Source organism: Billgrantia hypersalina, from assembly GCF_052584175.1.
In genome coordinates, this window is sequence record NZ_JBMIQI010000018.1 from 1 (window position 1) to 19,604 (window position 19,604).

The window sequence follows — 19,604 nt, forward strand, 5'->3', positions numbered from 1 at the left end:
AACCTCTCGTCGTATCGCTTCCTCATAGAAACACCCCGAAGGTTGGATTGGGTGTCCAACTTTCGGGGTGCAGTTCAAGGCGGCCCGTAGCGATCCCCTATGCCGCTTTCAGCGGTTAGGGAACAGGCTGGTCAGCTTGGTGGCCAGCATGACGTTGCCGGTCGCCTTGAGCTTGCCGGTCATGAAAGCTGTCATGCCGTTGACATCCCCGCTCATGATGCCTTTCAGGGTATCGGTGCTCATGGATAGCGATACGGAAGGGTCGTCGTGCTCGCCTTCCTCGATCGCCAGTGTGCCGTCCTTCACCACCAGGTAGTGGCTACCGTTGTCACTGAAATGGAACTGGAAGACATCATCCATGCCCTGGGCAGCCTGGGGGTCGAAGCGCTCTTGCAGTTTATCTAGGATCGAGGTGGACATGGTGTTTCCTTCGTTGATGAGCAGGGGGACTGAAGCCCGTCTGACAAAGATTATTTCAAACGATTGTTTCAATCAAGCCCGTTGTCAGCGCCGTTCTCTGGCGTCACGATTGGGCAACCAAAGACGATAGGGAGTGCCGACGTGAACGAGTGGCTGATGGATATCGGGCGTTTCATCGTCCAGATGTCGATTCTGACGCTGTTGGTGGTGGCGGCTGTGCTGATTATCACCCGGATCAAGGGCGAAAGCGGTGAGCGCGTACGCCTGAGAATCGAGAACTTGAACGATCGTCTTGAATACCGCCAGCGGCGCCTGAGCCTGGCCGCTACCGAACCCAATGCCCGCAAGCGATTGCTCAAGACCTTCCGCCGCGATGACAAGCGCCGTTCCCGCACGGGCCATAAGCCGTCGATCGAGCGGCCGACGACATGGGTACTCGATTTTCGTGGCGACCTGAAAGCGACTGGAGTGGGGCGCTTCGCTGAGGAAATCTCCAGCGTGCTGGCTGCGGCTGCGACAGGGGATGAAGTCGTGATTCGGCTGGAATCCCCGGGTGGCCTGGTACACGCCTACGGTCTTGCAGCCGCCCAGGTCGATCGCCTGCGCGACGCCGGGCTCCACACGACGGTTTGTGTGGACAAGGTCGCAGCCAGCGGCGGCTATCTCATGGCTTGTGCCGCCGACCAGCTGCGTGCCGCCCCCTTCGCCGTACTGGGCTCCATTGGGGTTGTCGCGCAGCTACCCAACGTACATCGCCTGCTCAAGCGTCACGACGTGGATGTCGAGCTGCTCACGGCGGGTGAGTACAAGCGGACCCTGACCGTCTTCGGAGAAAATACCGAGGAGGGGCGCGAGAAGTTCCAATCTGACCTCGAGAACATCCATGCCCTGTTCAAGCGGCATGTGGCCGAGCGACGTCCTCATCTCGACATCGAAGCCGTGGCCACGGGTGAGGTGTGGTACGGGCACGACGCTCTGCCAAGAGGACTGATCGATGCCCTTGGCACCAGCGAGGCCTATCTGGTTTCACGCATGCAGGAGGTACGCGTCGTCAGTGTTCGCTTGGAAACTCGTCATTCGATGGCCGATCGGCTGGGCAAGGCGATCAGCGCCGGTGTCGAGAACGCGGTGGAGCGCCTGTTCGAGCGACTCGACGCAAGCCGCTGGGAGAAGCGCTGAATACGATGCCTCGCGGCAGCTGTCAGAATTCTTGAAGCCGGACCAGGGCTTCGATCATCTGGCGTGCCTGGTCACCCTGAAGTGAATAGTAGATGGTTTGCGATGCCCGACGTGTCGATACCAAACCCTCACGCCTGAGGATGGCAAGATGCTGCGACAATGCCGATTGGCTCAACGCGAGTCGCTGGTTGAGTTCGGTCACCGAGAGTTCGGAATCATCCAGCAGGCAAAGGATGCGCAGGCGATTATCGTTGGCCAGCGCTTTCAGTAGTGCGGTGGCGTTGTCGATGGCCGGGTTGCCGGCCTGGAGGAGACGCGATGAAGCGCTGTGCGAGGTGCTCATGATGATCTCCTGATATTGCCCGGGCAGCACGGTGGCTGAGGGCTAGCGGCTTCAGGCAGCTACCTCGGTCTGGGACAGGACAGTGCCAAAGGCATGTCGCAGACGTTGCAGTTCGGCAGTGCCCAACGTAGTCATGGCATTGCTGATTTAGTCATCATTGATAGTGACTCAACGACTGTCAAACGAAGAATCAACTTAAATGGTCTTTTCTCTGACTTGTGGCAATGGATTGTCAACAATCAAGAACGAGACAAGCGCTTGTTATGCGGAAAAGAAGGCTCATTAGCCGATGGTATGAAGGAAAAAGTTAAGAAAAACTCTACAGTGTCAACAATCGCCGTTCCTCATCGATGTCGGACCGAAGCTCATGTCTACCTACAAGAATGAATACCATCGCTCGATCGACCAACCGGAAGCCTTCTGGGCCGACCAGGCGAGACGGATCCCTTGGTTTACGTCTCCGAGCACGATTCTCGAATACGACGAGCAGGGGCATGCCCGCTGGTACACGGATGGCGAGATGAACATCTGCCATGCTGCCCTGGATCATCACGTTGCACAGGGAAGGGGGGACCAGCCCGCTATCTACTGGGATTCTCCCGTCACCGGCGCCAAGCGAACCCTGACCTACCGTGAAATGCGTGACGAGGTGGCGCTATTCGCCGGCGTGCTGCAGGATCTCGGCGTAAAGAAAGGCGATCGTGTGGTCGTCTACATGCCCATGGTGCCGGAAGCTCTGGTCGCGATGTATGCCTGCGCACGGCTGGGTGCTGTTCACTCCGTGGTGTTCGGCGGCTTTGCCCCGCATGAGCTTGCCGTGCGTATCGATGACGCTCAGCCCAAGGTCGTGGTGGCGGCTTCCTGTGGTGTCGAGATCGACCGGGTGATTTCCTACAAGCCCATTATCGATACCGCGATCGAGCAGAGCGAGCATAAGCCAGAGGCCTGTGTTTTCTTGCAGCGGGAACAGCAGCGCGCCGAGCTAGGCCCGCGCGATCATGACTGGGCCGAGCTGATGAAGCGCGCCACCCCGGCAGACTGTGTGGCGGTCAAGGGGAGCGACCCACTCTACGTGCTGTATACATCGGGAACCACAGGCAAGCCCAAGGGCGTGGTACGAGACACTGCAGGTTATGCGATAGCACTGCACTACTCGATGGAAACCATCTACGACGTGGCGCCTGGCGACGTGTTCTTCTCGGCCTCCGACGTCGGTTGGGTGGTAGGCCATTCCTACATCGTCTATGCCCCTCTGCTTCGCGGGTGCACCAGCGTGGTCTACGAAGGCAAGCCGGTCAAGACGCCTGACGCGGGCGCTTTCTGGCGGTTGATCAGCCAGTACCGGGTCAAGAGCTTCTTTACCGCGCCCACGGCCTTCCGCGCCATCAAGAAGGAGGACCCCGACGGCAAGCTGCTGCAGCAATACGACATTTCCTGTCTGAGAGCGCTGTACCTGGCGGGTGAGCGCCTCGATCCGCCTACCTACCACTGGCTCGACGACCTGCTCGAGGTGCCCGTGATCGACCACTGGTGGCAGACCGAAACCGGCTGGCCGATTGCCGCCAACCTGCAGGGGCTCGAGCCGATGCCGACCAAGGCCGGCAGTGCCACCGTGCCGGTGCCGGGATTCGACGTGCAGATCCTGAATCGCGAAGGCGAGAGGGCCGGGGCGATGGAGCAGGGCAGCGTGGTCATCAAGCAGCCCATGCCGCCAGGCTGCCTGGTGGGGGTGTGGGGCGATCCCCAGCGCTTTCACAGTGCCTACATGGCCGCTTTCCCCGGCTACTATCTAACGGGTGACGGGGGCTACTTCGACGACGACGGCTACCTCTTCATCATGGGACGCACCGACGACGTTATCAATATCGCCGGGCACCGCCTTTCCACCGGCGAAATGGAGGAGGTGGTAGGTGCCCACCGGGCCGTGGCCGAATGCGCCGTGATCGGCATTCACGATGCCCTCAAGGGCCAGGTCCCGGTGGGACTGGTCATCCCCAAGGACGGTTTCGATGGCGATGAGGTCACCCTGGAAAATGAACTGATTGCCCTAGTGCGCGAGAAGATCGGCCCGATCGCCTGCTTCAAGCAGGTTCTGGTCGTCAACCGCCTGCCCAAGACGCGCTCCGGCAAGATCCTGCGCAAGCTGTTGCGCAACATTGCCGACGGCAAGGCGTATGGCGTCCCTTCGACCATCGACGATCCGGCCAGCCTGCAGGACGTGCACGAAGCCATGAAGGAGAAGGAGGTCGGCTCGGCTCACGAAGCCCGCCAGGTCTGATGTCTTGTCGAGGACGCGAAATCGCCGCCCCCGGGCGGTGATTGGGTTCAGTGTCGCGACCCGTTACGCCTCAGGCATTGGCCGGTGCCATCGGACCACGTATAATCCACGCCTCATTTCCGGCACCGGTCGCCCGACGGGTGCCGGCGAGGGTTCCCTCACCCCTCGTACACGACTTGGCCACCTGTTGGCCGCGAAAAAGGAATGCAGATGTTCATACTGACTGAAGCGCAGCAACGCCGCTGCCTCATGCTGCTGGTGTCGTTTCACATCCTGGTGATAGCGGCCAGCAACTATCTCGTCCAGCTCCCTTTTACGCTGTTCGGTTTTCACACTACCTGGGGCGCGTTCAGTTTTCCCTTCATTTTCCTCGCGACCGACCTCACCGTGAGGCTGTTCGGCAAGGAGCCCGCCCGTGCGATCATCATGCGCGTGATGCTCCCTGCGCTGTTCATTTCCTACGTCGTCTCGGTGATCTTCCCGCGCGGCAGCTACGCCGGCTTCGGCGCCCTCGGGGAGTGGGATCTGTTCGTGGCACGCATCGCCCTGGCCAGCTTCATGGCCTATGTACTGGGGCAACTGCTCGACGTTCAGGTCTTCGACCGGCTGCGCAATCTGCGGGCTTGGTGGGTTGCCCCGGCGGTTTCGACGGTGCTGGGCAATCTCGCCGATACGGCAGCCTTCTTTGCCATGGCGTTTCATCGTAGCCCCGACCCCTTCATGGCCGCGAACTGGGTCGAGATCGCCGCCGTGGACTACGTCATTAAACTCGCTATCAGCCTGTTGTTCTTCCTGCCGCTTTACGGCGTACTACTGGCCTGGCTGAGTCGCAGGCTGGTGGCTTTCACAGGGCAGCAGGACCTGGCGCCGCAGCACACCTGATCGGCATCAGGCCGATACCAGAAACGGGAGATGGTATGAGCGTCGAACTCAATTATCACGATACGGGCGGCGAAGGCACGCCGCTCATCGTCGTCCACGGCCTGCTGGGCAGCGCCGATAATTGGCGCTCACACGTCAAGCTGTGGCAAGAACGCTGGCGAGTCGTGGCCGTCGACCTGCGCAACCATGGACGTTCTCCTCACGCCGATGGCATGAGCTACCGCGAGATGGCAGATGACCTGCTGGCCCTGATGGAGCGCCTGCAAATCGAGAAAGCGCACCTCCTCGGCCACTCGATGGGGGGCAAGGTCGCCATCACCTTGGCTCGACTGGCGCCCGCGCGCGTGGCATCGCTGATCGTGGCGGATATCGCTCCCCAGGCTTACGGGCACGGGCACGATGCCGTTTTTGCAGGCCTGCGGAACCTCGAGCGCGGTAAACCCGACAACCGGCGCAAGGCCGATGCCCTGCTGGCGGAGTACGTCGAGGATCGCGCTACCCGCCTCTTCCTGGCCACCAACCTGGAACGAGCGGACAACGGCGAACTGACGCTGCGCCTCGGGCTCGACCAGATCGAAGCCGGCTATGACGATATCATGCAGGCACCGGACGGGGAGGGGGCCTACGCAGGCCCATCCCTGGTACTACGCGGCGCAGCATCGCATTACGTGCCCGACTCCGCGCTTCCCCGGTTGAAGCAGGTATTGCCCGAGGCACGCCTGGTGACCCTGCAAGCCGGGCACTGGCTGCATGCCGAGCAGCCCGAGGCATTCCAGGCCGCCGTCAACGAGTTCCTCGCCGATCAGGCATCATGATTGCCGAATTGAGGCGCTAACGCCCGTCAGGGAGCGGCCGTACCGAGGTCAATGGCGAGGCGATCCACGGCGGTGTTGGTCTTGATGACCCCCTCCTGGAGCAGGAATCGCTCGAAACGCAAGTAGCGTCCCTGGTCCACCGCCGCAGGCTGCAGAGAGAGGCGAGGGTAGATATCGGACCAGGACTCGCGGCTGGCCTGGTCGGCCAACGCAGGTTCCGAAGCCTCGAGTAGTGCCCAGGCGTCCTGCGGGTGGTTGGCGATCCAGAGAGCCGCTTCCTCCAGAGCCGAAACCAGTTGACGCACCGCGTCTCGCTTGCCGTTGAGGCGATCCCGATTCGCCATCAGGATCAAGCCATCATGCAAGGGTAGTCCGAATGCCTCGACCGGCAGTACGCGCGTGAGGATACCTTCATCGGCAAGCTGGCGGGGAAACAGATAGCGATGGTGTACCATCACGCCATCGATACTCTGGCCGCGCATGGCGTCGAGCACCGAGAAGTCGACGTCCTGCAGCGCCACCAGCTCCAGTGCGTCGGACACCCCGAGAATCTCGCTGAGCAGGCTTGACAACAGCGCGTCGCGTCCATCGATATCAGTATGACCGATACGCAGCCCCTCCAGATCCGCCACCGGTCCCTCATGTTCGGTATCTTCACGCACGATCAATGCTGCAACCGGAGCGGAGATCAGGGTAGCCACGCGCATGAGAGGCAGACCCCGATCGACCAGCATGTGCAGTTGGGCCTGGCGACCGACGACCAAATCGGTTCGCCCGGCTGCCAGCAGCTTGGCAGGCACCTCGGGGTCGGCCGGAACCTCCAGGGTCACGTCCAGCCCTCGACGCGCGAACATGCCTTTCTCCCGTGCCACCAGCAAGGTGGCATGCTGGGGATTGAGATACCAATCGAGCGTCACGCGCAAGCGCGTGGTGGGGGGAGGCACGATGGGGTCGGCGGGCTCGCTGACTACCGTTGGGACTTCCAGCCCCCGCCGCTGAGAGCGTACTGACGCGTCGCGATCGCTCGACGCATCTGCACTGGGAATTTCCCTTACGCCTGGCACCTCTATGCTTGGCGGCACCTCTACCACGGGGGCGGGCTCGGTTGGTGCCAGCGCCTCGATATCGCTCGGGATGGGAAACACCTCGACGCGGCTTTCGAGCTGCAGCGGAGGGGCAGGCAGCGGCTCGGCTTCTTCCGTCTCGGATTCGGCTAGCAGCGCGAGAGGGAGCATAAGCAGAGAGGCGGCGATCGCTCCCACCAAGGTGCATGCCAAGGAGCCGCAATGAAGCTTGGCCATGAAACTCCAACGTAAATGTAATTTTCGGTAAGCAGCCAGTTTATCGTTGTCATGCCGAGCATGGCCAGCCTGCGCCGTTCTGCTAGAGCGGAGTGACCCATGGCATAATGGGCTTACCCCGGCTCGAGGTCATGCATGGACACCATCAATACGCTTTTTCTCCTTTCCGGCTTTCTGATAGCCCTGAGCGTCGTGGCCAGTCGAGTTTCAGCCGTCGTCGGCCTGCCGCTGCTGCTGATCTTTCTGGGTCTGGGCATGCTGGCAGGCGAAGATGGGCTACTCAAGATCCAGTTCGACGACTATTCCCTGGCGTTCCTGATCGGTCATCTCGCTTTGGCCATGATACTGCTTGATGGCGGGTTGCGTACCCGTCTCAAGACCTTCCGGGTCGGTTTCAAGCCAGCCCTGTCGTTGGCCACCTTGGGAGTGTTCGTTACCAGCGGACTGGTGGGGCTTTTTGCGATGTGGATCTTCGGCTTGTCCCTGGTGCAGGGGCTGCTAGTGGGGGCCATCGTTGGCTCTACGGACGCTGCGGCCGTGTTCTCGATGCTGAGCGGACGTGGCGTTCACCTCAATGAACGCGTCAGCGCCACCCTCGAGATCGAGTCCGGCACCAACGATCCCATGGCCATTTTTCTGACACTGCTTCTCGTTGAGGTATTGGTCGGCGATATCCGGGGGCCGGGCTCGACCGTGATGTTCATGGTGCTCCAGTTCGGTATCGCCATTCTTATCGGTTTGGGAGCCGGATGGCTCAGCGCCAAGCTGCTGCGCTGGTTAGACCTCGCGCCTGGCCTTTATTCGCTGCTGGCCCTGGGACTGGGGTTCTGTGTCTTCGGTGCGACCAGTTTCCTCGGCGGCAGTGGCTTTCTGGCTATCTACCTGACCGGTTTGATGATCGGCAACCAACCGGGCCGACACCTCAATTTCATTCTTCCAGTCCATGACGGCCTGGCTTGGTTGAGCCAGATCGGACTGTTCCTGATCCTGGGCCTGCTGGTCAACCCATCGGGGCTACTCGAGTTCGCTCTGCCGGCCGCGCTCGTGGCATTGGTGCTGATCTTCGTTGCGCGTCCGATCGCTGTCCTGATCACGGTCAAACCCTTCTTCCGCTTCCGCTGGAGGGAGATCGGCTTCATATCCTGGGTCGGGTTGCGTGGCGCGGTTCCCATCGTGCTTGCCATCTTCCCCGTGATCGGCGGGGTAGAGAATGCGGCTCTCTACTTCAATGTCGCCTTTGCCGTGGTGTTGTTGTCCCTGCTGATCCAAGGTGGCACCTTGCCCCTGGCTGCCCGCTGGACGAAGGTCGAGATTCCGGCCGGTGTCACGCCCGACCGACGCGGTCCGCTCGGCATCCTGCCGGATAACGACTACGAGATGTTCGTCTACAAGGTGGATAACGAAGATCTCGATGACGTGCCCATCCGTCTGCTGCGCTTTCCCTCGGGTGCGGTAATCTCGGCGCTCTTTCGCCAGCATGCCATGCTGCATCCCAAGGGCAGCACGCGGCTGAAACCAGGCGACATCATCTGTGTCATTGGCCGCAGCGGGGACCTGCCGGCACTCAACCGCTTGTTCAGCGGCGATTCCAAACTCAAGCGCGAACGCGCTTTCTTCGGTACCTTCACTTTCGACGGCGATGCCTTGATGAAGGACATCGCCGGTGTCTACGGATTGACGCTAAGCCCGGGAGAGAGCGACATGACCCTGGCCGAGTTCGTATCGCTGCGCGTAGGCGGCCACCCGGTGGTCGGCGACGACGTCGACTGGCATGGCATCCATTGGGTCGTCAGCGAAATGGACGGCAACCGAGTGACACGTGTCGGTCTGCGGCTCTATTAGCCGTCTCGCTTGCAGCCCACAGTAGCGGCAACTATCTTCCCTTCACGTCAATGGGATTTGATTGAGGTGCTCCATGACTCGAGGGCTTGGAGGTCGCTCACTGGCCAATATCACCCGTTACCAAGGGTATCGGCGAGGTCGAGTAGCGTCTCGAATATGTGTCTCGAATGTGTGAAGCGGAGCTAAATCCATATCGACAGGGAGTGTCTTGACATGCTCAAGTTTCTGGCAAGTACCGTAGGAATCATCTTTCTTATCGGCCTGGCCGTGGTTATCGGCCTGCTGATGCTGATCTTCTAGTTTCATAGCGTGGCGACGAGTCGCATCGCGATTCGTCCCGCACCGCCCCCCATCGCATACCCAGGCTTTCTTCCGCTAACATGGTTGGGACATGTATAGAAGCTGGAGTTTGCGATGTTGTTATCGCGCCATCAGTGGCTCACGCTGCTGGCGGGGTATGTGATAGGCACTTTCCTATTCACCATCCTGCGTTGGCCGCCCGATGCCAATCATGACCTCTTCCTCGCTTTCGGCGGCATGCTGGTACCGACGGGTCTGGCCTTTTTCGGTGCGCTATTGGGGCGAATCCATAGCCGGCAAGGCGCGACAGTGGGGCTGGTGCTCGGCTATATCACCTTCTTCGCGCCGGCCAGCGTCGTCATGCTGGGCAGCTGAGGCTTGAAAGCAAAGCGCCCGGCCTGGGCCGGGCGCATAAATCTGACTCAGCAGCGCTTAACCTGAAACGGCAAAACTCCCCGCGTTGAGCCAAAGGTGGGTGGCGACGCTCGCTGCGTAACCCACCGCGATCACAGGTGCCCAGCGCAAATGACCGATGAAGGTATAATTGCCGCGCGCCTGGCCCATCAGTGCAACACCGGCAGCCGAGCCGATCGACAGCAGGCTGCCGCCGACACCGGCGGTCAGCGTGATCAGCAACCAATGACCATGCGACATCTCAGGCTCCATGGTCAGCACGGCGAACATGACGGGGATGTTATCGACTACCGCGGAGACCACGCCCAGCACGATATTTGCCCAGGTGGCATCCCACCCGGCGTAGAGCGCCTCGGACAGCATGCCGAGATAACCCAGGAAGCCCAGGCCCCCGACGGCAACCACCACGCCATAGAAGAACAGCAGGGTATCCCACTCTGCGCGTGCCACGCGGTTGAATACGTCGAAGGGCACAACGCTACCCAACTGACGCAACTTGCGCTCATCGCCGCGCCGGGTGTAGCGAATGCGCTTTTTTTCCAGGGAACGCGGCAATGTCATGCGCAGGTAATAGCCGAAGAACTGCAGGTAGCCGAGGCCGGTCATCATTCCCAGCACCGGTGGCAGGTGCAGCAAGGTATGGCAAGCCACGGCGGTAGCAATGGTGAGCAGGAATAACAGGACGATGCGCCGTGCACCGCGCTTGAGCCAGACGTCTTCGTAGACGCCCTCCGGCTTGCGATTGTTGATGAAGAACGTCATCAGGACGGCGGGAATCAGGAAATTCACCAGCGACGGCACCAGCAGCGAGAAGAACTCATAGAACTGCACGATACCCGCCTGCCATACCATCAACGTGGTGATATCGCCGAAGGGGCTGAAGGCGCCGCCAGCATTGGCCGCCACCACAATATTGATGCAAGCCAGGTTGATGAAACGCTTGTCGCCTTCCGCCACCTTGGTGACAACCGCACACATCAGCATGGCCGTCGTGAGGTTATCGGCGATCGGAGAAATGATAAAGGAGAGACCGCCGGTCAGCCAGAACAGCTGCTTGTAGCTGAAGCCCCTACGGGTCATCCAGGAGCGCAGCGCATCGAAGACGCGTCGCTCGTCCATGGCATTGATGTAGGTCATCGCCACCAGCAGGAACAGCATCAGCTCAGCGAATTCGAGCAGCGTCTCGCGAAACGCATGCTCGGCTTCGTCGGGCATGCCGGATTGCACGTAGACCCAGCCGATCATGAACCAGATGAGGCCGGCAGCCACCAGCACCGGTTTCGATTTGCGCATGTGCAATTTTTCTTCGCTCATGACCAATGCATAGGCAAGAACGAAGATGGCAACGGCAACGTAGCCGACGGCCGAACCGGTCAGATCCAGGCTACCCGTCACCGCCATGGCGAAGGGGCTGAATAGAAAGAGACAGAAAGCGGCCAATAGGATACCGGGCCACCGGAAGTTTTCCCGTAGCCTGGATTTCGAACTGCAGCCAGTTGGCATGGCGGTGAGTCCTGTGTTGTAAGGGGTTGGGAGGAGGAGAAAAAAGCGGCTGAATTTTACCATGCTCTGTTGCGGTGCAACAGTTGTTAAGGGGGAGCAAATAGGGCCATATCGAAGCTTTGGGCAATAAAAAAACCCCTGCTTTGCAGGGGTTTTCTTAAGGTATCAGGGTGGCGGAGGGACAGCCCGCCTGGCGGCATTGTATCAGGGCGCGCCACCCGCAATCAAGGGGAAGCATAAACCCACAGCTCATCAGCACTTTGGTTCTATTCCTCGCATTTCTCGCCGGACCACCTTGTATTACAACGTGCCACGAACTATCATCCAAGAACATTACCTTTGTTGGGTAGCTTGTTGGAGACGCGGCCATGCCTAAGAAAGCCAGAGAACTTTCCGCCGTTGAGGTGAAGCGCCTGACCGAGCCAGGCCTGTACGCCGTGGGCGGGGTGGCCGGCCTGCATCTCCAGATCGCCAAGACCGGCGCCCGCTCATGGGTGCTGCGTGCCACGGTAGGCGCCAAGCGCCGCGACATTGGCTTGGGTGGCTATCCTGACGTAACCCTTGCCAGCGCTCGAGAGAAGGCCAGAGAGGCGCGAGAGAAGATCCAGCAGGGCATCGACCCGGTTGCCGAGCGCCGCGCTCTAAGGAGCGCTCTGCTCGCTCAGCAGGTACGCGACATTACCTTTGAGCAATGCGCTGCCGAGGTCATCAAGAAGAAGCAGGCTGAGTCTCGCAACGCCAAGCATGCTCAGCAGTGGGAAAACACGCTCAAGACCTATGCCTATCCCGTATTGGGCAAGATGGCCGTTGCTGACGTGGATCTGGCCCATGTCTTGAAGGTGCTCAAGCCTGAGTGGGAAAGCAAGACCGAAACCATGACCAGGGTACGCCAGCGCATCGAGGCAGTTATTGCGTGGGCAACCGTGCATGGCCACCGCTCCGGTGACAACCCGGCACGCTGGAAGGGCAACCTAGACGCCATTCTGCCGAAGCCCTCCAAGGTGGCCAAGGTGAAGCACCACAAGGCGCTGCCGATAGACGACATGGGCGAGTTCATGGTGAAACTGCGCCAGCAGAAGGGCGTGGCTGCGCTGGCTCTGGAGTTCACCATTCTGACCGCGACACGCTCAGGCGAGGTTCGGGGTGCCACGTGGGACGAGATCGACCTGGAGAACGCCATCTGGACGATACCAGCCGGCCGCATGAAAGCCGAGAAAGAGCACCGCGTACCGCTCTCCAAGGAAGCCCTTGCGCTGCTGCAGCGACTCCCGCGTGATTCCGAGGTTGTCTTTCCGGCACCGAAGGGCGGCAAGTTCAGCGATGCAGCCCTGGCCGCTGTGCTCAAGCGTATGGGCGTTGATGCCACCGTTCACGGCTTCCGCTCGACATTCCGGGATTGGGCAGCCGAGCGTACCAGCTACCCGCATCACGTTTGCGAGATGGCCCTGGCCCATACGATCAAGAACGCAGCCGAGGCAGCCTATCGTAGGGGCGACCTCATGGAGAAGCGGGCAAAGCTGATGCAAGACTGGGCGAAGTTCTGCGGCACGATCCAGCCGAAAGGCGAAGTCGTCCCGCTGCGTAAGGCGGAGATGTGATCCGCCCGGACTACTGAACAGACAATGGCTTATGAGCAGGGCAGGGTGATACCCAACGAAAACCCCATCATAAGCGACCAGGGCACAGGCGGCACTGCCGCACCGTGTTGGCTGGCCTAGGGTAGCTCCCGAACGTGCGGATACTCCACCGCACTGGCCAGCCTCTTCAATGGAGAGCGTGAGGAGTAGCGCTTATGTCTATTGAGAGCAGGCTTCTGAAGCGAAAAAAATGGTACACGCTGGATGATGCAGCTCGCCGTTTGAGCGTCGAGTTCGGCTGCGATATTAGCCATCGCGACCTTGCTCAGTTTGCGCTTGATGGCGAGCTCAAGTTAAGTGTCCTTTTCCAAGATCGCACCTTTGTGCATGGCTACCGCCTGGTGCCGAGTAGCTTTCATCTTCCCTGCCATACCGGCAGCATTGAAGGCGGCACATACATTCCCTCATTGCTGGGTTACCAAATAGATTGGTGTGATCAGGTAGCCTGGGTTAGTGGTACGTGCCGACTTGTGACGGAGCACCACGTCATCAGAAAATACCTCAGAACATGGGTTCAGTATGGGGCCGGACAGTTCACTGAGAGCGAGTATGTAGACAAGGAATGGTTTGTAGAATCTGCTCACGATGGACAGATCTACTTTATGGTCGATGTGGCTAGTGAGGATGCTGATGGGCATGATACCTACTGCGTGAACGAGCGCCTTCCGAAACCTGAAGATTTGATCGTGACTAAGCCGGATCTCGATGTCTTTGTAAACCGCGTTTTAGAAGAAGGTGAATCAAGCCAGAGCAAGCGAGAACCTGATGAAATGAAAACTCTAGAGGTGCTGGGTTTGCTCACGGAAGCGCTCGCACAGCAGCATCCTGGTCTTTACGCTATCTCTGGGAAACCTAAGAGATCGGGAATCGTTAGCATTATGCTTGGGGTTGTCGAAGGCTATGCAAAACCAGCTGATACTGACGCCGAGCCTCTAGAGCTGCGCGCTGTTGGCAAAACCACTCTCGACAACATCCTCAGAGATTCCATTGAGGCATGGGAGAGAAGAAAGCAGCAGTAAATTTTCCAATGGAAATTGATTTTTCCATTTGGAACATACCTCAGCTCCAAAGTCGCACGATCAGCCTTGTCGATAGCCAATGAGACAAGGTGACTCCGATGGAGCAAGTAGCACACACAGCCAGCAAGTGGCTTAGTGATAAGCAAGTAGCCGAGCGGTACGAAATTGGCCGGGCAACACCCTGGCGTTGGGCAAGGGAAGGTAACTGCAACTTCCCGGCTCCCATCAAGCTAGGGCCGAGCTGTACACGTTGGCGCCTTGCCGATCTGGAAGCATGGGAGGCAAGTCGGGAGGTGGCGCAATGAGCAAACTTCCCAGCTTCCCGACCCGCGAGCACTTCCTCTCCCATACCCGCGCCGTCCTTGCCATGCTGCTGCGTGGCGAGGGCTGCGACCAATTCAGCTACCACCGCTTGACCGGCCTACCCATTGCCGACTTCCGCACTAGGGTGAGCGAGCTATACCGCGCCGGCTGGCCTATTGATCGTGAGTTCCATCTGGCTCGAGACACGAACGGCGAGCCAAGGCGCTGCAAGCACTACTGGCTGTCCAGAAAGCTGATGGCGGCGTTCTTCGCTGCCGATCCCACCTTCAAGACCCGCTGTGAAGCGTTCGCCCAGAAGTACGGAGACAGTCTATGCCGCGTCAGCTAAAAGAAAACCCCGTCCTGGCGGCTACCAGTGACGAGGCTTCATTCCAGACTGAACACCTGAATGATAGCCCAGCCGCCCAGCGAAATGCCAGCAACCTCACGGCCCCCGTATGCGGGGCCGTAGCCAAGGCAGGGTAGCCCTATGGCGAAGAAGAAACCCAAGGTTCATTGGGGGGCTGGGGGCGCTCTCGCCATACCCAAGTTCCTCATGGGCCATGAGGACTTTCGAGAGCTTTCGCCTTCCGCCCTCAAGGTGCTGCTTGTGCTGGGCTACCAGTACAACGGCAAGAACAACGGGGATCTCTCGGCCACTCACACGATGATGCAGGACTGGGGCGGCATGGCAGAAGCAACGCTCTCCAGGGCCCTACGAGAGCTTCAGGAGCGCAACCTGGTTACCAAGACCCGGACTAACTATAAGGGCCGTGACGGCGCTCGCTGCGCCCTGTACGCGCTGACATGGGCTCCTATCGACGAATGCCCCGGCAAGATGCTGGAGGTACACCCTACGATCACCGCACCGCGAAAGCTATCAGGAGGATAGAGCCATGAGCTTCGATGATTACCAGCTTCAAAAATTGAAGTCATAGGCATCAAAAAATGAAGCCTTCCAGCCGGGTGAGCCGAATATTGACCGATAAGGCATCAAATTTTGCAGCCTTATCCCGACTTTTCGAGGTTTTGTGACTTCAATTTTTGAAGACCCTTATAAGTTACCAGGGGGTATAGCTCAGATGAGGGGTTCTAGGACCAATGCGGGGCGATGGCGAGAGCAGCAAGAGGCTCTGATCATCACAGGCCCAGCCCGCCCCATCGTCACCGGGCAAAAAGGGCTTGCCATGCCAAACCGTACCGACTACCTTGTAGTACATACGAACACACAAGGAACGAAGCATGGCCCCGCACGATCAGCACATCAACCTCCGGCTATCTGCCGAACTGCTGGAGAGGGTAGAGGCACACCGCCTGGAGCTGGAGAAGCTGACGCGCCAGTCCGTGACTCGAGCGGCCGCGCTGCGCTCACTGATCGACGCAGGGCTGGAGTTCGTAGAGAAGAAGGGCAAGTAGAAAACGAAGCGCCCCCGCACCTGCTGCAACAGGCCGGGGGCATGACACCGCGAAGCAATTGGAGAACCACGATGCGTAACAATGATACCACTACCCATGACTTCGATTCACTGGCCGCACAGGCGCGTGAATTCAGCGAGCGCCTGCAAGGCTGCCACGGGCTGCTGATGTCCCTAGCTGACTGCGGACAAACACTCTACCTGGGCGTGCAAGGATCCGACGTGTTCGCGGTCAAGATGCTTGCCAGCCGGGTGAGGGAGTACGCCGAACTATGGCAGGCAGCGGCCAAGCATATACGCACCCCTCATATCAGCCTCGCTGAGGCCGGTATCTCGTCCCGTGTCGCGGTATATGCTGCCGCTGGACTCAGTGACAGTGTTTCTGATCGAACTGAGCTTGGAGGCCTATTTGAGGTACACGCCGGCTACCTGGATCCACTGCTGTGTTCCTTCCGGTCTGTGCTGGAGAACTATTCCAACGCTGATAGGGGCACTGACGAAAGCCGCACCTTTGAAGCTGGCACCATTATCGAGCAGGAGCTTGGCCGGCTATCGTTCGACATGGAGCAGATGCAGGAACGCCTTTACAGCGCCTGGAATGCCATTGGTGGCCAGGGCAGGGAGGAAGCAGCATGAACGTTACTGGCACCAAGCCCAACAACAGCGCAGCTCTTGCCACTCCTAACGCTGACCGCGATCAGCTGGCTCGCATGATCGGGGCCGATCCATCGCTTGAGCCGCTGTTGCTCGACATCATCGCCAGATTCATGCGCAGCAAGCCGCTGCCAAAGTAGCCCTGCCCACCGTGGTACACAAGCCCTGGCCAACGCCGGGGCTTTTCCGTTGAAGCCCGCTTAGCGTGAAGTGCTAGTCTGCAAGAAAAACCACAATGGGAGCGCGGGGATGTTCGGGCTATTCAGAAAGCTGCTGGGTAAGCCGGCCAACCAGACAGAGCAAAATGACGACCTTGACCAACTTGTTAAGCACGTCAGTGAAGCATATGCAGGCGATATAAGCGTATCTTCCGCTGACTTCTTGGCGGCACAAGGCAAGCTGGCCCAGGTTGATGGCAAGCCTATCTACCACTATGCCGAATCACATAAGCATGACATCGAGATGATGAAGCGCTGTTGTGCTGCCATAGAGGGCGTCTACTGGTCGCACGGCACCATGAAGATGGCCCCTGAGCCGAGATACTTTGAGCGAGTCGCAATACTGTCTAGGAAGGCGAAGGATTACGAAGGCGAGATCGACATTTGCAGGCGCTGGCTAGCCATGGAAGATGACTTCATGGATTGGCGACAAGGGGATCAACGGCGCGGAGTGATCATTTCTGGTAGCCCTGTTGCTCGCCGAATCCGTGAGAGGTTACCCAAAGCCATGGCCTTACTAGACAAGCAGCGCTCGCCCAGCGCCTAAACCTGAGTACAGGTCTGATACAGGAGCCCCCGCCATTGAGCGGGGCTTTTCGTTGATCCGAGGCAGTGTGAGCAGTCTGGAATCTTGCTATATCTGAACAGCGAAAACTAAGAAGTAGATAGCGCAGGGAGTAGTTATGGGGAACACAACCAAAATGGTCCTGGTGGTCATAGGCGGCATCTTCCTTTACGCCATGCTCGCCGAGCCACCCGATGAACCTAAGAGATCATCGACAGCACAGGCTAGAGAGGCTCAGGCGCGAGAATCAGAGGCCAACCTTCCGGATTCCTTCATCTCAACCAGAGATGACATAGACGCCGTGGCAGAGGCTGCTCGTCGCTGCGTAGCTGCTCTGCACGGCGGTAGCGGCGGCGTAGCATGCGACTCGTTTGATGCGAAATACGCCGGTATCGCCAAGGACTTAGAAAGCAACCACGAATCCCTGAAAGCCGAATGGGAGAGTGACGTCTCAGCTTCCGAGATGAGCAGGCTCGACGCGCAACTCAGGACAATGCAGCGCAGAGTGAGCGAGGTAGGCGATCTTCGCAATCCATGGAGCACCCACCAAGGCACGTCCCGTATAGATGACAGCCCTACTGTCACGCTGCGCGCCAGGTCGAATGAGCACGTAACCAATTGGCTCGGTCGCCCCACGGCTCCAGCAACACTGACCTTGAGCTGCCTGGAAAACACGACCCGCATCTTCGTCAACCTGAATGATAACCACATGTCCAGCAGCCCCTACCATGACTGGGGTCATGTCACCATGCGTATCGATGACCAGCAGGCTTTTACCAACCGGATGCAGGAGTCGACTGACAACTCGGTGCTAGGGCTGTGGAGCGGCGGTCAGTCCATCCCGGTCATTCGTAGGATGTTTGGCGCGGAGCGCCTTACGGTCCGGGCCACGCCGTATGGGCAATCTCCCATCACCGTCACGTTTGATATCACCGGCCTGGAAGATGAGATCCAGCCGCTCCGACAGGCATGCAACTGGTAGCGATGTAGCGCAGCCCAGAAACCCGCCCCTCGAGGCGGGTTTTTAATGCCTGCACGCGCTCCAAAGCATATGTGGCGGACGCATACTCCCCCTTTAACGTTGTAACAGCGAGTTTCATGGCGTCTCATCAATGCCGATCCCTCATAATACCCAACAAAAAAGGGCTGATTAGGCCAGATTTGGCTATACTGTATAAAACCACATAGGTTTGAGGTGATCGCATGTCATCCGCACAGAATGGCCGTTTCAGGGGACCGAACGTAAAGCCCACCAAGGCCGCCATCGCTAACTATTTTCGGCTGCTGCAGGACAAGGCCAACCAGGGCGACACCCTGGCCGCTGCCGAACTCATCAAGATCGACCTTCTCGACCGACGCAAGGAAACCGCCGTATGAACCGCAAAACCGAAACCTTTGTCTCCGGCCAATACAAGCTACTCGTCACCGCTCACGATTGGGCGCCGATGCTTGAGCACAAGGTGTCAGGCGTCTATGGCCTGACGGCGCCGCTGAAAGAAGCCTCTACCTGGCAGACTGGCCGGCTGATGCGAAACGCTCGAGACCTGGCGCTTGATGCCGTCGCCAAGTTCGAGCAGTGGACGCCGCGCCTTGAGGCCATCCACAAGAATTCAGACCTGTCCTTACAGGGCCGCCAGCGTGCCGCCAGTGACATCGTGAATCCCATCCTGGCCGAAATGGAGGCCAAGGTGAGCGCGATGAATGAGGACATCGAGACGCTGTATCGGCAGGCCCAAGCCGGCCTTTCCCCCGTCCGCCCGCTGAGTGACAGCGATGTGGTAGGGCATGCCATGGATCGGGAGATCCGCGATTACCTGCGTGAGAACCCGCCCAGCGAGCAGATGCTAGGCGCGATGATGAAGGGTGAGCATCCGTCATTCGTGAGCGCTGTACTCCGCGCCCCGGAGCCAATGCTGGCCGGCTTCACCCCGCTGAACGCCCGACGCCTTGAGGCTGCCGGCATTGCCGCCGCCTTCGGTGAAGCGGTCGAGATGCTGGATACCATGATTGTGGCCTTCGATGACGCCCGCGTTGCTGCGCTGCGCTCCATCGACACCATGGCCGGCATCAACGAGTTGCGGAAGTCGCACAACGAGCTGGACCGCCGCATCAATGCCGCTTTTGCCAAGAACCAGACGCTGGCCGAGTTCCGCACCTGGCTCGCTGCTATCCCGCGTCCTGCAAAACGTTCTGGCGACCTGACAGCCGCGCCGTCAGAAGCAGCGTAAGGGGATAGGATGCTCACTTTCGACCTGCGCAAGCCCATGCTGACGGCCAGCCGCGTGCATGAGTCCGACCAGCACCCGCTAGAGGCGCTGCGCCGCCTGGCTGACCGAGCCATGGGAGTGTTCATGATCTACAACGTGGACGAACTGAACATCAGCTACACGGTCATGGCGTTCGATCCCGGCACCGGCAAGTACGTCACAACCGAGGCGCCGAGCCCAACCCGAGCCTATGAACTCGCTCAGGCGGAATACCAGCGCGACACCGGCCCTAGTCGGTCGGTGCAATAG

General features: G+C 59.4%; 24 protein-coding genes. 20 read left to right on the forward strand and 4 right to left on the reverse strand.

Going from position 1 to position 19,604, the window contains the following annotated elements:
* Positions 1–108: 108 nt before the first annotated feature.
* Entirely contained in the window at positions 109–420 is a 312-nt protein-coding gene (locus ACOJCM_RS14610) for an SCP2 sterol-binding domain-containing protein (RefSeq protein WP_445212800.1), read from the reverse strand.
* A 141-nt stretch (positions 421–561) separates the two neighbouring features.
* Between ACOJCM_RS14610 and sohB the strand changes: the two genes are divergently transcribed.
* A complete protein-coding gene (gene sohB / locus ACOJCM_RS14615) occupies positions 562–1,599 on the forward strand; it encodes a protease SohB (RefSeq protein WP_445212801.1) in 1,038 nt (345 codons plus the stop codon).
* A gap of 22 nt (positions 1,600–1,621) precedes the next feature.
* Here sohB and ACOJCM_RS14620 read toward each other — a convergent pair whose 3' ends face one another.
* On the reverse strand, positions 1,622–1,942 hold the full coding sequence (locus ACOJCM_RS14620; RefSeq protein ID WP_445212802.1) for an ArsR/SmtB family transcription factor: 321 nt from the start codon (positions 1,940–1,942) through the stop codon (positions 1,622–1,624).
* A gap of 93 nt (positions 1,943–2,035) precedes the next feature.
* Here ACOJCM_RS14620 and ACOJCM_RS14625 point away from each other — a divergent pair, with 93 nt between their 5' ends.
* The 4 genes from ACOJCM_RS14625 to ACOJCM_RS14640 all read left to right on the forward strand — a co-directional run bounded on the left by ACOJCM_RS14625 (position 2,036) and on the right by ACOJCM_RS14640 (position 5,917).
* On the forward strand, positions 2,036–2,329 hold the full coding sequence (locus ACOJCM_RS14625) for a hypothetical protein (protein ID WP_445212803.1): 294 nt from the start codon (positions 2,036–2,038) through the stop codon (positions 2,327–2,329).
* Positions 2,310–4,220, forward strand: a complete 1,911-nt coding sequence (locus tag ACOJCM_RS14630; protein WP_445212804.1) for a propionyl-CoA synthetase — start codon at positions 2,310–2,312, stop codon at positions 4,218–4,220. The genes ACOJCM_RS14625 and ACOJCM_RS14630 overlap by 20 nt, the downstream gene beginning before the upstream one ends.
* Positions 4,221–4,430: 210 nt before the next feature.
* The gene (locus ACOJCM_RS14635; RefSeq protein ID WP_445212805.1) at positions 4,431–5,102 is read left to right on the forward strand and encodes a 7-cyano-7-deazaguanine/7-aminomethyl-7-deazaguanine transporter; all 672 of its coding nucleotides are present in this window, start codon (positions 4,431–4,433) and stop codon (positions 5,100–5,102) included.
* Positions 5,103–5,137: 35 nt separating this feature from the next.
* Complete coding sequence (locus ACOJCM_RS14640) at positions 5,138–5,917, forward strand: alpha/beta fold hydrolase (RefSeq protein WP_445212806.1); 780 nt, start codon at positions 5,138–5,140, stop codon at positions 5,915–5,917.
* 26 nt (positions 5,918–5,943) lie between these two features.
* Here ACOJCM_RS14640 and ACOJCM_RS14645 read toward each other — a convergent pair whose 3' ends face one another.
* Positions 5,944–7,218 carry an ABC transporter substrate-binding protein gene (locus ACOJCM_RS14645; protein ID WP_445212807.1) on the reverse strand — a complete coding sequence of 425 codons (1,275 nt, stop codon included), beginning with the start codon at positions 7,216–7,218 and terminating at the stop codon, positions 5,944–5,946.
* A 135-nt stretch (positions 7,219–7,353) separates the two neighbouring features.
* On the opposite strand from ACOJCM_RS14645, the gene ACOJCM_RS14650 reads away from it, so the two are divergent.
* The 3 genes from ACOJCM_RS14650 (at position 7,354) to ACOJCM_RS14660 (ending at position 9,735) form a co-directional block, all read left to right on the forward strand.
* A complete protein-coding gene (locus tag ACOJCM_RS14650; RefSeq protein WP_445212808.1) occupies positions 7,354–9,060 on the forward strand; it encodes a potassium/proton antiporter in 1,707 nt (568 codons plus the stop codon).
* Between the two features lie 213 nt (positions 9,061–9,273).
* A complete protein-coding gene (locus tag ACOJCM_RS14655) occupies positions 9,274–9,360 on the forward strand; it encodes a small membrane protein YohP (protein ID WP_442345781.1) in 87 nt (28 codons plus the stop codon).
* Positions 9,361–9,474: 114 nt separating this feature from the next.
* Complete coding sequence (locus tag ACOJCM_RS14660) at positions 9,475–9,735, forward strand: hypothetical protein (RefSeq protein ID WP_445212809.1); 261 nt, start codon at positions 9,475–9,477, stop codon at positions 9,733–9,735.
* 57 nt (positions 9,736–9,792) lie between these two features.
* Here ACOJCM_RS14660 and nhaD read toward each other — a convergent pair whose 3' ends face one another.
* Positions 9,793–11,277 carry a sodium:proton antiporter NhaD gene (nhaD, locus tag ACOJCM_RS14665; RefSeq protein WP_445212810.1) on the reverse strand — a complete coding sequence of 495 codons (1,485 nt, stop codon included), beginning with the start codon at positions 11,275–11,277 and terminating at the stop codon, positions 9,793–9,795.
* Between the two features lie 368 nt (positions 11,278–11,645).
* On the opposite strand from nhaD, the gene ACOJCM_RS14670 reads away from it, so the two are divergent.
* From ACOJCM_RS14670 to ACOJCM_RS14725, 12 genes are all read left to right on the forward strand, one after another.
* Positions 11,646–12,875: a tyrosine-type recombinase/integrase gene (locus ACOJCM_RS14670; protein ID WP_445212811.1), complete on the forward strand. Its 1,230-nt coding sequence runs from the start codon at positions 11,646–11,648 to the stop codon at positions 12,873–12,875.
* A gap of 194 nt (positions 12,876–13,069) precedes the next feature.
* Entirely contained in the window at positions 13,070–13,933 is an 864-nt protein-coding gene (locus ACOJCM_RS14675) for a hypothetical protein (protein WP_445212812.1), read from the forward strand.
* A gap of 301 nt (positions 13,934–14,234) precedes the next feature.
* Entirely contained in the window at positions 14,235–14,585 is a 351-nt protein-coding gene (locus tag ACOJCM_RS14680; protein ID WP_445212813.1) for a hypothetical protein, read from the forward strand.
* Between the two features lie 141 nt (positions 14,586–14,726).
* Positions 14,727–15,128 carry a hypothetical protein gene (locus tag ACOJCM_RS14685; protein WP_445212814.1) on the forward strand — a complete coding sequence of 134 codons (402 nt, stop codon included), beginning with the start codon at positions 14,727–14,729 and terminating at the stop codon, positions 15,126–15,128.
* Between the two features lie 350 nt (positions 15,129–15,478).
* The gene (locus ACOJCM_RS14690) at positions 15,479–15,652 is read left to right on the forward strand and encodes a hypothetical protein (RefSeq protein WP_445212815.1); all 174 of its coding nucleotides are present in this window, start codon (positions 15,479–15,481) and stop codon (positions 15,650–15,652) included.
* A gap of 71 nt (positions 15,653–15,723) precedes the next feature.
* Positions 15,724–16,287 (forward strand): hypothetical protein, encoded by a 564-nt coding sequence (locus ACOJCM_RS14695; protein ID WP_445212816.1) that lies wholly within the window; start codon positions 15,724–15,726, stop codon positions 16,285–16,287.
* Positions 16,284–16,445, forward strand: a complete 162-nt coding sequence (locus tag ACOJCM_RS14700; protein ID WP_445212817.1) for a hypothetical protein — start codon at positions 16,284–16,286, stop codon at positions 16,443–16,445. Before ACOJCM_RS14695 ends, ACOJCM_RS14700 begins: the two co-directional genes overlap by 4 nt.
* A 109-nt stretch (positions 16,446–16,554) precedes the next feature.
* A complete protein-coding gene (locus tag ACOJCM_RS14705) occupies positions 16,555–17,070 on the forward strand; it encodes a hypothetical protein (RefSeq protein WP_445212818.1) in 516 nt (171 codons plus the stop codon).
* A 136-nt stretch (positions 17,071–17,206) separates the two neighbouring features.
* Positions 17,207–18,070, forward strand: coding sequence for a type VI secretion system-associated protein TagO (locus ACOJCM_RS14710; protein ID WP_445212819.1), 864 nt, complete (start codon positions 17,207–17,209; stop codon positions 18,068–18,070).
* A 221-nt stretch (positions 18,071–18,291) separates the two neighbouring features.
* Positions 18,292–18,465: a hypothetical protein gene (locus ACOJCM_RS14715; RefSeq protein WP_445212820.1), complete on the forward strand. Its 174-nt coding sequence runs from the start codon at positions 18,292–18,294 to the stop codon at positions 18,463–18,465.
* Complete coding sequence (locus ACOJCM_RS14720; protein WP_445212821.1) at positions 18,462–19,316, forward strand: hypothetical protein; 855 nt, start codon at positions 18,462–18,464, stop codon at positions 19,314–19,316. Before ACOJCM_RS14715 ends, ACOJCM_RS14720 begins: the two co-directional genes overlap by 4 nt.
* A 9-nt stretch (positions 19,317–19,325) precedes the next feature.
* The gene (locus ACOJCM_RS14725) at positions 19,326–19,604 is read left to right on the forward strand and encodes a hypothetical protein (protein WP_445212822.1); all 279 of its coding nucleotides are present in this window, start codon (positions 19,326–19,328) and stop codon (positions 19,602–19,604) included.

Coding starts and splice junctions, on each gene's coding strand:
- ACOJCM_RS14610 (WP_445212800.1), bottom strand. CDS start 420: ATGTCCACCTCGATCCTAGATAAACTGCAAGAGCGCTTCGACCCCCAG.
- ACOJCM_RS14620 (WP_445212802.1), bottom strand. CDS start 1,942: ATGAGCACCTCGCACAGCGCTTCATCGCGTCTCCTCCAGGCCGGCAAC.
- ACOJCM_RS14625 (WP_445212803.1), top strand. CDS start 2,036: ATGTCGCAGACGTTGCAGTTCGGCAGTGCCCAACGTAGTCATGGCATT.
- ACOJCM_RS14630 (WP_445212804.1), top strand. CDS start 2,310: ATGTCTACCTACAAGAATGAATACCATCGCTCGATCGACCAACCGGAA.
- ACOJCM_RS14635 (WP_445212805.1), top strand. CDS start 4,431: ATGTTCATACTGACTGAAGCGCAGCAACGCCGCTGCCTCATGCTGCTG.
- ACOJCM_RS14640 (WP_445212806.1), top strand. CDS start 5,138: ATGAGCGTCGAACTCAATTATCACGATACGGGCGGCGAAGGCACGCCG.
- ACOJCM_RS14645 (WP_445212807.1), bottom strand. CDS start 7,218: ATGGCCAAGCTTCATTGCGGCTCCTTGGCATGCACCTTGGTGGGAGCG.
- ACOJCM_RS14650 (WP_445212808.1), top strand. CDS start 7,354: ATGGACACCATCAATACGCTTTTTCTCCTTTCCGGCTTTCTGATAGCC.
- ACOJCM_RS14655 (WP_442345781.1), top strand. CDS start 9,274: ATGCTCAAGTTTCTGGCAAGTACCGTAGGAATCATCTTTCTTATCGGC.
- ACOJCM_RS14660 (WP_445212809.1), top strand. CDS start 9,475: ATGTTGTTATCGCGCCATCAGTGGCTCACGCTGCTGGCGGGGTATGTG.
- nhaD (WP_445212810.1), bottom strand. CDS start 11,277: ATGCCAACTGGCTGCAGTTCGAAATCCAGGCTACGGGAAAACTTCCGG.
- ACOJCM_RS14670 (WP_445212811.1), top strand. CDS start 11,646: ATGCCTAAGAAAGCCAGAGAACTTTCCGCCGTTGAGGTGAAGCGCCTG.
- ACOJCM_RS14675 (WP_445212812.1), top strand. CDS start 13,070: ATGTCTATTGAGAGCAGGCTTCTGAAGCGAAAAAAATGGTACACGCTG.
- ACOJCM_RS14680 (WP_445212813.1), top strand. CDS start 14,235: ATGAGCAAACTTCCCAGCTTCCCGACCCGCGAGCACTTCCTCTCCCAT.
- ACOJCM_RS14685 (WP_445212814.1), top strand. CDS start 14,727: ATGGCGAAGAAGAAACCCAAGGTTCATTGGGGGGCTGGGGGCGCTCTC.
- ACOJCM_RS14690 (WP_445212815.1), top strand. CDS start 15,479: ATGGCCCCGCACGATCAGCACATCAACCTCCGGCTATCTGCCGAACTG.
- ACOJCM_RS14695 (WP_445212816.1), top strand. CDS start 15,724: ATGCGTAACAATGATACCACTACCCATGACTTCGATTCACTGGCCGCA.
- ACOJCM_RS14700 (WP_445212817.1), top strand. CDS start 16,284: ATGAACGTTACTGGCACCAAGCCCAACAACAGCGCAGCTCTTGCCACT.
- ACOJCM_RS14705 (WP_445212818.1), top strand. CDS start 16,555: ATGTTCGGGCTATTCAGAAAGCTGCTGGGTAAGCCGGCCAACCAGACA.
- ACOJCM_RS14710 (WP_445212819.1), top strand. CDS start 17,207: ATGGGGAACACAACCAAAATGGTCCTGGTGGTCATAGGCGGCATCTTC.
- ACOJCM_RS14715 (WP_445212820.1), top strand. CDS start 18,292: ATGTCATCCGCACAGAATGGCCGTTTCAGGGGACCGAACGTAAAGCCC.
- ACOJCM_RS14720 (WP_445212821.1), top strand. CDS start 18,462: ATGAACCGCAAAACCGAAACCTTTGTCTCCGGCCAATACAAGCTACTC.
- ACOJCM_RS14725 (WP_445212822.1), top strand. CDS start 19,326: ATGCTCACTTTCGACCTGCGCAAGCCCATGCTGACGGCCAGCCGCGTG.